The sequence below is a fragment of the Pseudarthrobacter ribosi genome, from assembly GCF_055412865.1.
Window position 1 is genome coordinate 1 of sequence record NZ_JBVAYZ010000015.1, and the last position, 13,848, is coordinate 13,848.

The 13,848-nt window shown below is 64.8% G+C and carries 14 protein-coding genes; 7 read left to right on the top strand and 7 right to left on the bottom strand.

What is annotated here, in order from left to right:
- Nucleotides 1-268 precede the first annotated feature (268 nt).
- From ACZYZ5_RS14420 to ACZYZ5_RS14445, 6 genes are all read left to right on the top strand, one after another.
- Nucleotides 269-1,549: an extracellular solute-binding protein gene (locus ACZYZ5_RS14420; RefSeq protein ID WP_463902529.1), complete on the top strand. Its 1,281-nt coding sequence runs from the start codon at nt 269-271 to the stop codon at nt 1,547-1,549.
- Between the two features lie 81 nt (nt 1,550-1,630).
- A complete protein-coding gene (locus tag ACZYZ5_RS14425; RefSeq protein WP_463902530.1) occupies nt 1,631-2,518 on the top strand; it encodes a carbohydrate ABC transporter permease in 888 nt (295 codons plus the stop codon).
- Nucleotides 2,518-3,507 carry a carbohydrate ABC transporter permease gene (locus ACZYZ5_RS14430; RefSeq protein ID WP_463902531.1) on the top strand — a complete coding sequence of 330 codons (990 nt, stop codon included), beginning with the start codon at nt 2,518-2,520 and terminating at the stop codon, nt 3,505-3,507. The genes ACZYZ5_RS14425 and ACZYZ5_RS14430 overlap by 1 nt, the downstream gene beginning before the upstream one ends.
- A gap of 209 nt (nt 3,508-3,716) precedes the next feature.
- Complete coding sequence (locus ACZYZ5_RS14435; protein WP_463902532.1) at nt 3,717-4,760, top strand: LacI family DNA-binding transcriptional regulator; 1,044 nt, start codon at nt 3,717-3,719, stop codon at nt 4,758-4,760.
- Nucleotides 4,761-4,799: 39 nt separating this feature from the next.
- Nucleotides 4,800-6,383, top strand: a complete 1,584-nt coding sequence (locus ACZYZ5_RS14440; protein ID WP_463902534.1) for a glycoside hydrolase family 32 protein — start codon at nt 4,800-4,802, stop codon at nt 6,381-6,383.
- A 108-nt stretch (nt 6,384-6,491) separates the two neighbouring features.
- Complete coding sequence (locus tag ACZYZ5_RS14445; RefSeq protein ID WP_463902536.1) at nt 6,492-7,829, top strand: right-handed parallel beta-helix repeat-containing protein; 1,338 nt, start codon at nt 6,492-6,494, stop codon at nt 7,827-7,829.
- 38 nt (nt 7,830-7,867) lie between these two features.
- Here ACZYZ5_RS14445 and ACZYZ5_RS14450 read toward each other — a convergent pair whose 3' ends face one another.
- Nucleotides 7,868-8,293, bottom strand: a complete 426-nt coding sequence (locus ACZYZ5_RS14450) for a PLD nuclease N-terminal domain-containing protein (protein ID WP_463902538.1) — start codon at nt 8,291-8,293, stop codon at nt 7,868-7,870.
- 177 nt (nt 8,294-8,470) lie between these two features.
- Between ACZYZ5_RS14450 and ACZYZ5_RS14455 the strand changes: the two genes are divergently transcribed.
- Nucleotides 8,471-8,779, top strand: a complete 309-nt coding sequence (locus ACZYZ5_RS14455; RefSeq protein WP_307461308.1) for a DUF4229 domain-containing protein — start codon at nt 8,471-8,473, stop codon at nt 8,777-8,779.
- Here the strand turns inward: ACZYZ5_RS14455 and ACZYZ5_RS14460 are convergent.
- The 6 genes from ACZYZ5_RS14460 to ACZYZ5_RS14485 all read right to left on the bottom strand — a co-directional run bounded on the left by ACZYZ5_RS14460 (nt 8,776) and on the right by ACZYZ5_RS14485 (nt 13,838).
- Complete coding sequence (locus ACZYZ5_RS14460) at nt 8,776-9,399, bottom strand: dihydrofolate reductase family protein (protein ID WP_463902539.1); 624 nt, start codon at nt 9,397-9,399, stop codon at nt 8,776-8,778. The genes ACZYZ5_RS14455 and ACZYZ5_RS14460 overlap by 4 nt on opposite strands.
- A gap of 97 nt (nt 9,400-9,496) precedes the next feature.
- A complete protein-coding gene (locus ACZYZ5_RS14465) occupies nt 9,497-10,378 on the bottom strand; it encodes a 1,4-dihydroxy-2-naphthoate polyprenyltransferase (RefSeq protein WP_463902541.1) in 882 nt (293 codons plus the stop codon).
- Nucleotides 10,379-10,426: 48 nt separating this feature from the next.
- The gene (locus tag ACZYZ5_RS14470) at nt 10,427-11,581 is read right to left on the bottom strand and encodes an AMP-binding protein (protein ID WP_463902542.1); all 1,155 of its coding nucleotides are present in this window, start codon (nt 11,579-11,581) and stop codon (nt 10,427-10,429) included.
- A gap of 9 nt (nt 11,582-11,590) precedes the next feature.
- Nucleotides 11,591-12,544, bottom strand: a complete 954-nt coding sequence (locus ACZYZ5_RS14475; RefSeq protein ID WP_463902543.1) for a 1,4-dihydroxy-2-naphthoyl-CoA synthase — start codon at nt 12,542-12,544, stop codon at nt 11,591-11,593.
- 21 nt (nt 12,545-12,565) lie between these two features.
- Nucleotides 12,566-13,006: a VOC family protein gene (locus ACZYZ5_RS14480; RefSeq protein WP_463902544.1), complete on the bottom strand. Its 441-nt coding sequence runs from the start codon at nt 13,004-13,006 to the stop codon at nt 12,566-12,568.
- A 70-nt stretch (nt 13,007-13,076) separates the two neighbouring features.
- Nucleotides 13,077-13,838, bottom strand: a complete 762-nt coding sequence (locus tag ACZYZ5_RS14485) for a CPBP family intramembrane glutamic endopeptidase (protein WP_463902545.1) — start codon at nt 13,836-13,838, stop codon at nt 13,077-13,079.
- Between the last annotated feature and the right edge of the window lie 10 nt (nt 13,839-13,848).

Sequence of the window (13,848 nt, forward strand, 5' to 3'; positions counted from 1 at the left end):
AGGACCTCCGTGTGCAAAGTGTGTGAACTAGACAGCTCCACTTAGCCCGGAGGTCCTCCTCGTTTTCAAGCCCTACGTGTCAACAACGTCCCGGCACAGTACATCTAGGGCGGTCGGCTGATCCGCGTCAAGGATCGGGAGTGGCCGGAAAGTGATGCTTGACACGTCCTGCCGATGACCATACTGTGATGCCAAGTCGTTTTGGCAAAACGATTCTTCACTTTGATCCTTCTCGCCATTCCGTTCGAGAGAAAGTGAGTCGACAGCGATGTCCACTCGAAACAGATTCTTTAGTTTTGCCGCCTTGGGCGGCCTATGCACCACGGTGGCGCTCGTGGCGACCGGGTGCGGTGCCGGCGCCGCGCCGGCAGCCTCCGGTGGTGCCGGCAGCGCGGTCACAGTCCTCGTCGAGGCGGGCGGCAAAGCGGAACTCACCAAGGTCGCCGAGACCTGCAAGACCGAGACCGGCGTCGACGCCACCTTTGTTGAGCTCCCCTACGAAGGGCTTTTCAACCGGCTCTCGAGCGAGTTCTCCTCGGGCAGCGTGTCCTTCGATGTGGCCGCCCTGGACTCGGTCTGGCTGCCGAACTTCAAAGACGCTGTCCAGCCGATCGATGAACTCTTCACCGACGAGGCCAAGAAGGACATCTTCCCCGCCCTGGTGAAGGAAGCTCAGGTGGACGGCCACTTCATCGGCATGCCGGCGTGGACCAACGCGGAAATCATCCTCTTCCGTAAGGACTTGTTCGAGGACGCCAAAAACAAGGCTGACTTCGAGGCGAAGTACGGCTACGCGCTGGCCGCACCCACAACCTGGAAGCAGTACCAGGAAGTCTCCGAGTTCTTCACGAAGGACGGCATGTTCGGCACCGACGTCAAGGGCGCGGTGGAGACCGAGTGGATGGCGCACGTCCTCCAGGCAGGATCTCCCATGGTCCTTGACGCCAACAACAACGTCATCATCGACAACGCAGCGCACAAGGAAGCCCTCGACTTTTACGTCAGCCTGGTCAACTCGGCTCCGACCGGCGCAGCGCAAGTGGACTGGGCTGCCGCGCAGAACCTGTTCAATCAGGGCAAGACGGCCATGACCCGGTTCTGGGCCCATGCCTACCGCCAGATCCCCAAGGACTCCCCGGTCTTCGGCAAGGTCGGAACCGCCCCCATGATCGGCGGATCCGCCGGAGTCGCCGGTGTCCCCGGCCCCTGGTACCTCTCGGTTCCCAAGGCCAGCAAGAACGCTGAGAACGCCAAGAAATTCATCAAGTGCGCCTACGATCACAACGACCTCGGCCTGGAATCCTCACTGGGCCTGGCCGCGCGGATCTCCGCATTCGAGAAGTACCAGGACAAGCCCGGCTACGAAAGCTTCGAGCCGCTAATCGCCACCCTCAACGCCGACGCCACCGCCACGCGCCCGTCGACCGAGAAGTGGCAGCAGATTGTCGACACGGTTCTGGTCCCGACGCTTCAGAAGGCAGTGGCCGGCGGAGACACCACCGCCCTGCTCGCCGAAGCCAAGACAAAGGTCCAGGCCCTGATCAAGTAGACCCTTCGCGGCCGGTGCAGCCTGGAGCTGCACCGGCCGCGAATCCACCGAAGAAAGTTCGACCCAACAGAAGGCAACCCCGTGCGTCTCTCCGATCGCCGCTTCGCTCTATACCTGATGACCCCGGCGGCGCTGTTCCTTGCCGTGTTCGTCGCTTACCCGCTTCTCCGGCTTGTCGCCGACAGTTTCTACAAGATTTCCCCCATGGCCGGAGGCTCACGGGAGTTCATCGGATTGGCCAACTATGCCGAGGCCTTCTCGTCCGAGGCGTTCATGGGCGCCGGCTGGCGGACTCTCGCCTACACCCTGATTGTGGTGACACTCGAATTTTCGCTCGGGCTGGGCATGGCCCTGCTCTTCACGGCCCTGGGCAAACGGTCCCAGATCTGGCGCACCGTCTTCCTTTATCCCCTCATGATCGCGCCCATTGTTGCCGGCCTGCTGTGGAAGTTCCTGATGATCGATAACTTCGGCCTTGTCGGGACGCTGCTATACCGGGCGGGTATCGTGGCGGATCCTAATCAGATCGGCTGGCTGTCCGATCCGTCCATTGTCCTTTTCTCTGTGGCCATCCCGGACATCTGGCTTACTACATCGTTCATGTGCCTGGTGCTGTTCGCCGGTCTGCAAAACATTCCCGGGGATCTCATCGAGGCCGCCCGCCTCGACGGGGCCAGGGCACCGGCGCTGCTGTTCCGGATCATTCTTCCGCTGCTGCGCCCCGTCATCGCCGTCGCACTCGTCGTCCGCGGGATCGACGCGGCCCGCGCCTTCGACGTCATTCTCATTCAAACCAACGGCGGCCCGGATTCCGCGTCCGAGACCATGAGCCTGCTGATCTACCGGACCATGATCCGATTTGGGGATCCCGGGCTGGCGAGCGCTATGGGCACCATCTATCTGATCGCCATGCTGGCCGTGGCCTTCGTAGCCGTCACCACCATCTGGCGCCCCGGAAAGGACAGCTGATGAGCCCCCTGGAAACCAGCAAGTCAGACCTGAAGCAGCAAACGACCGAGTACCGCCCCGGCCATTCCGGCCCCGTCGCGTCCGCATCCGCTGGGGCGATCACCGGCGAGATTCCCGTCCAACGGCCTCCCCGACGCAAGAGCCGAAACCGGGAAGGACTCGAGGCCGGAAAACGCAGCACCCGGACACTTCTCTGGATCGTCCTTGCCGCAGCCCTGGTGATCTACGGGTTCCCGTTCGTGTATCTGGTCCTGACCTCATTCAAGACCCCGATCGACACGATCGCTGTCCCGCCGACCATCCTGCCCAGGGAATGGACACTGGAGAACTACGCCTCCGCGCTGGGTCGCAGCGGCGTGCTGGCCTCCATGATCAACAGCGTCCAGACAGCCATCGTCAGTACCCTGCTCTCGCTGGTTCTGGCGGTACCGGCGGCCTACGGGATCACGCGTTACAAGACACCGAGCGGACAGGTCTTCATCATGGCGGCCCTGGTCACCCGCATGGTCCCTCCGGTTGCCATCGGGATCCCGCTGGCGTCCATGATGTCCTCCGTCGGCCTGGCCGACACCCCCATCGCCCTGGCCATCGCGCACACCACCATCTCGCTGCCGCTCTCCATCTGGTTGATGGCCAGCTTCTTCGAAGCCGTCCCCCGCGATCTGGAGGAAGCGGCCACCGTCGACGGGTGCAGCCGGCTCGGAGCACTCTGGCGGGTGGTTATCCCCGTGGTCTCCGGAGGCATCGCAGTCACGGCGATCTTCGCGTTCCTCGCCTCCTGGAACGAGTTCCTCTTCGCCCTCCTGATGACAGCAGTCCGCTCGCAGACCACGCCCGTGGTTATCGCCAACTTCCAGACCCAGTTCGGCCTGGACTGGGGATCCATGACCGCTCTGGCGGCCGTGTTCTCGATCCCGGTCATTCTTCTCACCCTCCTCTTGCAGCGCCACATCGTCGCAGGCATGACGCTCGGCGCCGTCAAGGGCTAGACCACCAACAACGAAACGAACAACAACCCGGACGGGAATCGAAAGGTACGCAAGAGAACATGGAATTTTGGCAGCCAAATAGCCTGCTCAACGGCTTGGCACAAGGGCAACGACTATTCCTCGGTAGCCTACTGGTAGCAGACCGGCAAGAACGCGCAGTGAACCCGGGCCCTCAAGAGCATCACCAACCATAAGGACGTGGGAGACAGATGAGCAACAGGAACATCGGTATCAAGGACGTGGCCGTCGCCGCCGGCGTCTCCGTGACAACTGTCTCGCACGTCCTCAATGAGGTTTCCTACGCCCGAATCAGCCCCGAGACCAGGGACAAGGTCAGGACCATTGCGGAGCAACTAGGCTATGGCCCCAACCGCCTTGCCCAGGCTCTGCGCACCCAGAGGACCGGCATGCTGGGTCTGGTCAGTGAGGATATCGCCACCACGCCCCACGCCGGCCGGATCATCCTCGGCGCTGAGGAGGCCGCCAAGGCCCGAGGGTACAACCTCATGATCATCAACACCTCCGGCTCAGCCAGCCTCGAATCCCGGCAGGCCGACGTCGAGGCCCTCCTGGAACGACGGGTGGACGGAATCCTCTACGCGACCATGTACCACCGCAACGTTGAGCTGCCGGCCAACCTCGGCAGCGTGCCCTCCGTCCTGGTCGACTCGGTGGCCGCCGGCGGAAACATCACAGCCGTGATCCCGGACGAAGAAGGTGGTGCACGCGCCGCCGTGGGCGCGCTCCTCGAAGCGGGCCACACCCGGGTGGGCTTCCTCAACAACACCGATGATGTCCCCGCAACCCGTCAGCGGCTCCAGGCCTTCCGGGCCACGCTGACTGAAGCAGGGCTCGACGGCGACGCGGCACTTGTCGAGTCCGAGGTCTCCGAGGTGCAAGGCGGCTATGAAGCGGCCCGGCGGATCCTGGCGCGCGAGCACCCGCCCACCGGCTTGTTCTGCTACAACGACCGGATGGCGATGGGAGCCTACCGCGCCGCTGCGGAGTTGGGACTCACCATCCCCGCTGACCTTTCAGTCGTCGGCTTCGATGACCAGGAACTGATCGCCGCCAACCTTCACCCGGGCCTCACCACCGTGGCCCTGCCGCACTACGAGATGGGTGCTTGGGCCACCGAGCACCTGATTGACGCCGTCGAGGGGAAGACCGACCTTACCCTCATGGCACTTCACCCGACCATTCTGAGCTGCCCCCTCGTGCGCCGCGATTCCATCACGGCTCCCCGGCAATAGGCAGCCAGCCCCTTCCACTTCCCAAGAGGAACGCCAGACATGTCCAGTTGCCTTGATGCCGCACGACCGAAAACAGCCCCGGCCGGAACCTCCAGGTTCCGGCCGGCCATCCACTTCACGGCAAGGGATACCTGGCTGAACGATCCAAATGGCCTGGTTTTCTACGACGGCTTGTACCACCTCTTCTTCCAGAACAACCCGTACGGCAACGTCTGGGGCAACATGTCCTGGGGCCACGCCACCTCCCGTGATTTGCTGCACTGGACGGAACACGCTCTTGCCATTGCCGGCGACGAGACGGAGGACATCTTCTCGGGGAGTGTCGTAGTCGACCACGGCAACACGTCCGGTTTCGGCACGGCGGACGCACCTGCCCTCGTAGCCATTTACACCAGCGCCTACAAAGCCGCGTCCGAACACAGCGGCACGCAGGCCCAGTCTCTGGCCTACAGCACAGACGCGGGAATGACGTGGCAAAAATACGAAGGAAACCCTGTCCTCGCCAGAAACTCCGCGAACTTCCGCGATCCCAAAGTCTTCCGCCATCAAGGGGACCAAGGCGCCTGCTGGGTCATGGTCGCCGTCGAAGCGCAGCACCAAAAGGCGGTCTTTTATCGTTCGGAAGACCTCAAATCCTGGGACTTTCTGAGCGACTTCGGCCCGGCCAACGCCGACGCCGGCGAATGGGAGTGCCCCGATCTCTTTCCGCTGGCGGTGGACGGGGACCCGGACAACATCAAATGGGTACTGATCGTAAACGTTAACCCCGGCGCAGTGGCAGGAGGTTCCGGGGGCCAGTACTTCATCGGGCACTTCGACGGCGCCCGGTTCCTCCCGGACGCCGGTTCACTCGCGGCGCCAGCAGGCCTGGCCTCCCTTCCCGACCCCAATGTGCGCTCTGCAGCCTTGCAGCAATGCCTGTGGCTGGACTGGGGACGCGACTGCTACGCCTCCGTATCCTTTAGCAACGCCCCGGATGACCGGCGCATCATCATCGGCTGGATGAACAACTGGGACTACGCCAACGAGCTGCCCACCGCCCCCTGGCGGTCCTCGATGACCCTCGCCCGCGAAGTGCGCCTCACAGCAGTCAACGGCTCCGCCCGTCTGATCCAGCAACCGGTCCTGACCGACCTCTGCGCAGGAGAAAAGCTGCCTACTGCCAAGGACCAAATGAACACAGACACCTTTGAACTGCGAAATTCAGCCCTCCGATTGCCGGATACGGTACCCGGCAGCGCCCAAATCATCGAGGCGGAGATACTGCCGGGAAGCGCCGAACGATTTGATTTCCGACTCTTCGGAAGCAGTGACGGGAGCAAGGGCACCATTCTTAGCTACAACACATCCAGCGCCCAACTCACCCTTGACCGCAGACAATCAGGAAACACCGGCTTCCACGGGAAATTCGCCTCGGTCGAGTCAGCACCCGTTGACCTTGAAAACGGTGTGCTCAAATTACTCATCGTCGTGGACCACTGCTCGGTCGAAGTATTCGCCCAGGGCGGCAAAGTCGTCCTGACAGATCTCATCTTCCCCGAAATCGAAAACCCGGCGAACTGGCTATCGGCTGAGGGAGGCTCAGCCACAATATTGAAGCTCGCGGTCTCAACACTCACTTAACCGCAGGTTGGAGGTAACGGCGGAAGGATGAGCAGCGCCACATCGTGGCTGGCCTGACTCTCGGCGCCGTCAAGGGCTGAGAAACCACAACACAAAAGGGAAGATCCTATGTCAAGCAACAACAACTACGACGTGACTACGTGGCCCGTCGGCAATCCGTTCGAGGACGTCGGTGAAGTAATCAACAGCATCATCGCTGACATCAAGGACCGGCAGACCGTCAGCGATGCGAACAATGGAGGAAAGCCAGGCGCGGTGATCTACATTCCGCCCGGGGACTACCACCTTCGTACGCAGGTGGTGATCGACGTCAGCTTCCTCAGGATCCATGGCTCGGGACACGGCTTTACGTCGTCGAGCATCCGGTTCAACGTTCCCGAAGACGAATGGCCCGACTTGCATGAGCTGTGGCCCGGAGGGAGTCGCATTCTCGTCGACATTCCCCTCGAAGACGGGGAGGAATCCAAGGGAGCCGCCTTCTACGTTGAGCGGAGCGGGAGCCCGCGGATCAGCTCGGTCGAGTTCTCCAACTTCTGCATCGACGGGTTGCACTTCACCTCGGATGGCTCGGGGATGCATCCGGAGAACACCTACGTCAATGGCAAGACCGGTATCTATGTCGCGAACGCCAACGACTCATTCCGCGTAACCGGCATGGGGTTCGTCTACCTTGAGAACGCTCTCACTATCTACAACGCGGACGCGCTTTCCGTGCACGACAACTTCATCGCTGAATGCGGAAGCTGCATCGAGCTGCGCGGGTGGGGGCAGGCATCAAAGATCACTGACAACTTGGTCGGAGCAGGATTCAAGGGTCACTCGATTTACGCCGAGAATCATGGCGGGCTCTTGATAACGGCGAACAACGTCTTCCCCCGTGGTGCGAGCAGCGTCTATCTCAACGGCGTCACGCGTTCAAGCGTCACCAACAACCGTTTGCATTCGTTCTACCCCGGGATGCTGATTCTCGCAGCGAATAGTTCGGAAAACCTCGTGGCCACGAATCACTTCTTGCGTGACCATGAGCCCTGGACGCCCTTCCTGGGAGTCGACAACGGCCTGAACGACCTGAACGGGCTTCTCTGTGTCAGCGGCAGCAACAACTCTGTCGTCGGCAACCACTTCTCCCAGATCATCGACTCACAGAGCATCCGGCCGACAGGTGCGACGCCCGTCATCATCCGGCTGATGGCGGGGGTTGGCAACTTCGTCTCCACCAACCACGTGGTGGCGATGGACGTTCACTCCAAGTCGAGTGACTCCTGCTTCTCGGCTCAGGTCGACGCTCTGTTGACCACCGAGGCGTCGGACAACCTCGCCGTTACGGCTGTCATGGTCGATTCCGAATCAGCTCGGAATACGATCCTTGATTCCGGAAGTGACGCCGAAGTTATCGCAGATAGGACTGTTAACGCCTTTAGGGCCACACCCACGGTCGGTTTCTAGGCGGCACATGCACTTACCTGACGCCGAGCGGACCGGTGCTACTTGACCTCGTCGGTGCCCTGCGCGTCGCCGCTGCCGCGGGGGTCTCCGGACTCGGAGTCGTGGGTGCCAGGGGTGCCCTCGTCCTCGGCGGCCTTTCGCTCCTTGGCGTCCAGCTCTTCCTTGAGCTTCTTGAGCCGGTCGGCTTCGGCCTGCTTGCGGCGGCGGAGTTCCAGGTTGCGCAGGAAGTCCGGGTCGTCGTCGGGTGCGATGGGGTGGCTGTAATTGGTGCGCGCCGGGCTGGTCCCGCGCGGCCGGCCAATCAGGAACCACAGGATGGCGCCGATCACCGGAAGGACGATCTGCACCACAATCCAGGCCGGCTTCGAGATGCCTTTGGTCTGGCGAGGATCAGTGCGGATCACGTCGACGAGTCCGTAGACAAACACGACGAGAACGGCGACAACTACCACTACACGGAGCATGTAATCAGTCTAGCCTCCGGGGGAGTGTCCGGCTTCTACTGATCGCTGGTCCGGGCGGGAACTCTGACGCAGCCCCGACGCGCCGCCGGACGCCCGCCGAACCCGCCGGTGGCTCGGCGGAGGGGCCGGAGAAGGCCCCCGGTGGGCCGGGCTGCCGCCGGCGGCTAAACTTGGAGAGTGGCTTTCCTGAAATACTCCCTGATCCGGCTGGCGCTCTTCGTGCCGTTATTCGCACTGTTCGTTTACCTCGAGCTCGGATGGCTGCTTGCCGTCCTTTGCGCGGGGATGATGGCCTTCGCGATCAGCTTCCTGTTCTTCCAGAAGCAGCGCAACGCCGCCGCCGCCTCGCTCCACCAGCGGTTCTCCGGCAAGGCCAAGCCGCTGCGCAGCGCCGGGGAAGTGGACGACGCCGACGCCGAGGACCGCCTGGTCGACGCGCACCCCGACATCACCGTCAACAAGGACAACCGTCCGAAGGACGCTTAGCCCCCCTGTTCGGCGGCCGACATGTCGCCGACGCCCGGTGTGCCCTCGGCGAGCGCGTAGCGCTGCAGCACCGCACCCTTCGGTGAGGCGACGACCGGCTCGATGAGCCTGAGGTTCGTCGGGACCACCCCGTCGGCGAACACCTTCTTTCCACCGCCGAGGAGGATCGGATACACCCAGAGCGTGAGCCGATCGAAGAGCCGCTCGGCAAACAGGGTCTGCACGAAGTCGAGACTGCCGATGACGTGGATGTTCGCGTGCCGGTCGCGCAGGTCCCGCACGGCGGCCACGACATCAGGGCCGAGCAGGGTGGAGTTGGCCCACTCGAGGTCCAGCGTCCGGCGCGAGGCCACGTACTTAGGGAGCCGGTTGAACAGCCGCGCGATGTCCCCGTGTGCTTGCGGCCAGTACCCTGCGAAGATGTCGTAGGTCCGGCGCCCCAGCAGCAGCGCGTCCATCCCCGACATCCCGGAGTCGATTTGCTCGCCCACGATCTCGTCCAGGAGAGGCGCCTGCCAGCCGCCAAACGCGAAACCGCCGTCGACGTCCTCGTTCGGTCCGCCGGGCGCCTGCGCGACGCCGTCGAGCGTGGTGAACAGGTCGATATGGATGAGTCCCATGCCGTGCTCTTTCCTGTGCCGCCCGTCGTCGCCCCGGCGACGGGATCACTTCGAGGCTGTCACACGATCGCCCTGCGGAGCAATGGGTATCGGGCCCCTAGAACCCGTGGCTCAGGACCAGCCCCAGTGAGAACAAAACCGCGTAGCCGAGGTTGATCAGCCCCGTCTGCTTGAGCACCGGAATCAGGCTCTTGCGCCGCCGCCCGGAGATCATCAGCCAGGACGGCATCAGGCTGGCCGGGATCAGCAGCAGCACGATCAGCATCCACGGCCGCGTCGGAGCCAGCACAATCGGCAGCAGGATCGCGACGGCGAGCATCAGCACGTAGCTTTCCCGGGCATGCTTGTCGCCGAGCCGCACGGCCAGCGTCTTCTTCCCGGCCTTCCGGTCGGTGGGGATGTCGCGGACGTTGTTGGCCATGAGCAGCGCGCAGGCGATGAGGCCGGTGCCGATGGCGCCGATGACGGCCGGGAGGCTGATCTGGCCGGCCTGCGTGTAGGTTGTGCCGAGGGTGGCGACCAGGCCGAAGAACACGAAGACGAACAAATCCCCCAGGCCCATGTAGCCGTAGGGGTTCTTCCCGCCCGTGTAGCCCCAGGCCGCGAGGACGCAGCCCAGGCCCACCAGGATCAGCCACCAGGTCTGCGAGAGGATGACCAGTGCCAAGCCGAACACCATTGCCAGCCCGAACGCGGCAAACGCGGCGTACTTGACGTGCTCTGGCTTCGCCGCGCCGGAGCCGACCAGCCGGAGCGGGCCCACCCGGTCCTCGTCGGTCCCGCGGATGCCGTCCGAGTAGTCGTTGGCGTAGTTCACGCCGATCTGCAGCAGCAGGGCCACCAGCGCGGCCAGCACGGCATGGAGCGGCAGGAAGGCGTCCAGCTCATACGCGGCCGCGGTGCCGATCAGGACAGGCGCGATTGCGGCCGGCAGGGTGCGCAGTCGGGCGCCTTGAATCCATTGAGCGGCTGTTGCCACGGTCAGTACCTCGTGTTGGTTTGGCGAAACCGGGAGTGCCCGGACTGTCTATTTTCCCTGATGCAGCTCGGTGAGCCGAACCGTCATCGCCAGGCGGTCCGGTTTCCCGTTCGGCAGCATCAGCAGGTCACCGGCGGCCAGCAGGGTTTTCGGGGCCAGCGTGCCCAGCGCCGGCGCCCAGGCTGCGCCCGCGGTGAAGTCCCGGAGGACTTCCGGGGAGCTGTCGGCCAGCGCCACGTAGGCGGCGAGGGCCTGGCCCCACTCGGCCGACGGGACCCCGGCGACAAAGGCGGCCCGCACGCCGTCGAGCTTCTCCAGTTCCGCCTGCACGTGCGCGGCGGAGACCTTCACGCCGCCGGTGATCACGACGTCGTCGGCCCGGCCCAGCACGGTCAGCTTCCCGGTGGCGTCGATGGAACCGAGGTCGCTGGTGCGGTACCAGCGGACGCCGTCCTCCTCGAAGAAGGCGCCGGCGGTGAGCCCGGGCTCACCGAGGTAGCCGGCGGCCAGGGTGGCCCCGCCGAGCAGGATCCGGCCGTCCCCCTCCACCCGGGCCAGCACGTCCTCGAGCGGGAAGCCGTCGTACACGCAGCCGCCGCAGGTCTCGGCCGAGCCGTAGGTGGTGATCACGCGGGCACCGGCGTCGCGCGCGGCGGCGAGTAGCGCGGGCGAGGCGGGGCCGCCGCCGAGCAGGATGCCGTTGAAGCGCCGCAGCACGGCCAGGGTTTCGGGCGACGGCGCGTCGAGCAGCCGCCGCAGCTGGGTGGGCACCAGCGAGGTGAAGCGGATCTTGTCCGTGAGCTCCAGGGCCGCGGCGGTGAACGCCTCCGGGGTGAAGCCGCCGGAGAGGTCCATGGCCCACGGCCGGGTGCCGGCGAACAGCGAGCGCACCAGGACCTGCACCCCGGCCACATACTGCACCGGCAGCGCGAGCAGCCATTGGCCCTCGCCCTTGAGCGCGAACGCGGTCGCCACCGAGGACGCCGCCAGGGCGTCCACGGTCAGGACCGTCGCCTTGGGCGTGCCGGTGGAGCCGGAGGTCCGCACCACGACGGCGGCGTCCTCGTAGCCCGGCGTTTCCACGGCGCCGACCACAACGTTCCCGTCGGCGCCGGCGGATAGTTCGACGGCGGGACCCTCGCCGTGGAGGGCATCCGCCAGTGCCTTGAGCGCCGGTTCGATGTTCGGGGGCTGGGAAGTCATCGGGCCGCCTTAGAAGTAGTACGGGAAGCTGGACCAGTCCGGATCGCGCTTCTCCAGGAAGGCTTCCTTGCCCTCCACGGCCTCGTCCGTCATGTACGCCAGCCGGGTGGCCTCGCCGGCGAAGACCTGCTGGCCGGCCAGGCCGTCGTCGGCGAGGTTGAAGGCGAATTTGAGCATCCGGAGGGCCTGCGGGGACTGCCGGGCGATGTCGGCGGCGTATTCCAGCGCCACGTCCTCGAGCCGTGCATGGTCCACGGCCTCGTTCACGGCCCCCATCCGGACCATGTCCTCCGCGGAATATTCGCGGGCCAGGAAGAAGATCTCGCGGGCGGACTTCTGGCCGATCTGGCGGGCCAGCAGCGCGGAGCCGTAGCCGGCGTCGAAGCTGCCGACCGTGGCGTCGGTCTGCTTGAACTTGCCGTGCTGGCGGGAGGCGATGGTCAGGTCGGAGACGACGTGCAGGGAGTGCCCGCCGCCGGCGGCCCAGCCGTTCACGACGGCGATGACCACCTTGGGCATGGTGCGCATGAGCCGCTGGACCTCCAGGATGTGGAGCCGGCCGGCGCGGGCGGGGTCGATGGTTTCCTTCGTTTCACCCTCGGCATACCGGTACCCGTCGCGGCCGCGGATCCGCTGGTCCCCGCCGGAGCAGAACGAGTGGCCGCCGTCCTTGGCGGAGGGGCCGTTGCCGGTCAGCAGCACGGTGGCCACGTCCGGGCTCATCCGGGCGTGGTCCATGGCGCGGTACAGCTCGTCCACGGTGCCGGGGCGGAAGGCGTTGCGCACCTCGGGCCGGTTGAAGGCGATGCGGACGGTCGGGAGGTCTTTGACCTCGCTGCCGTCCTCGGAACGCTCCACCTGCCGGTGGTAGGTCATGTCCTGGAAGTCGTCGAAGCCGGACACTGTGCGCCAGCGGGTGGGGTCAAAGACGTCGGACACCTTGGCGGGGATTTCGTTGCTCACAGTCCGAGTCTAGTAATCGCCTCAGCTGATGCAGAACTCGTTGCCTTCCGGGTCCGCCATGGTGTGCCAGGAATGCGGCCCCTGGCTGGCCGTCCAGAGGAACGTGGCGCCGCGGGCTTCGAGGGCGGCGCGCGCCGCGTCCTTGTCCGCGCCGGCCAGGTTGACGTCCCAGTGGATCCGGTTCTTGATGGTCTTTTCCTCCGGGACAATCTGGAAGAGGATGCGGCGGGCGGGCGGTTTCGCGTCGAGTTCCTCGGGCGGGCGGATGGCGGCGCCGGCGCCCCACACGAGCCTGCCGTGGTGCGTGATGGTTTCCGCCTCCGTGGCGAAGCCCTGCGCGATCATGGAGCGGATGAAGGACTCGTCCTGCGGCTCCACGGCCCATTGGAGGGTTTCGGCCCACCAGTCGGCAAGCGCATGTGGGTCCCGGCAGTCGACGGCGATCTGGATGTTCAGTGTCATGGAAAGAAACTACGACGTCGGCGCGGCCGGCGGAAGGTGCCCGCGGAAGTTTCCGCCCGTCCGTTGTGCGTCAGCCCTGCATCTGCTGGAGCTGCTCCATCAGTTCGGGCGGGATGGCGTAGATGAAGATGACCGCCAGCAGGTTTTTGGAGGCGTGGACAAAGTAGGCGAACATAACGTTCCTGCCGGTCCAGACGTAGACGAACACCAGCACGGCGCCCATCGCGAGGTAGGGCATCAGCACCGGCAGGCTCAGGTCCTCCTGGCCCACGATGTGCAGGGCCGCGAACAGCACCACGGACAGGGAGCAGCACAGCCAGATGTTGACCCGCTGGCTGAGTTTGCCGATCAGCAGGTGGCGGAAGATGTACTCCTCCACGAAGGGGCCCACGATCACCAGCAGCGGCACCATCAGCCAGGCGGGGACCTGCTGCATGAGCGCCTGCAGGCCGGCCTGGTTGGCGGAGGTCTGCGGCGGTCCGGTGATGGAGACCAGGATCGCGGTGAGGATCATCATGGCGACGACGGCGAGGGGGACCATCAGCACGGTGAACCAGGGTCTGGTGGCGAGTACCCTGAGGTCCCGGGCGGCGATGCGCCGGACGGCGGCCAGGGCCAGGATGCCGATGACGCCGTAGAACACCAGGTTGACGGTGTAGGACGCCACCGCCGGGTTCGGGGACAGCTCGAGCAGCAGCGGGACCAGCAGTCCGCCGGCCACGGCGAAGAACGCGGCCACCGCCACGTACAGGCCCGCGGTGATGAAATCGAGCCGCGAGAAGCGGTAGAGTTCCGGCCGCGGTGCCGGTGGTATGCGGAGAACTGTGCCCATGTCACCAGCC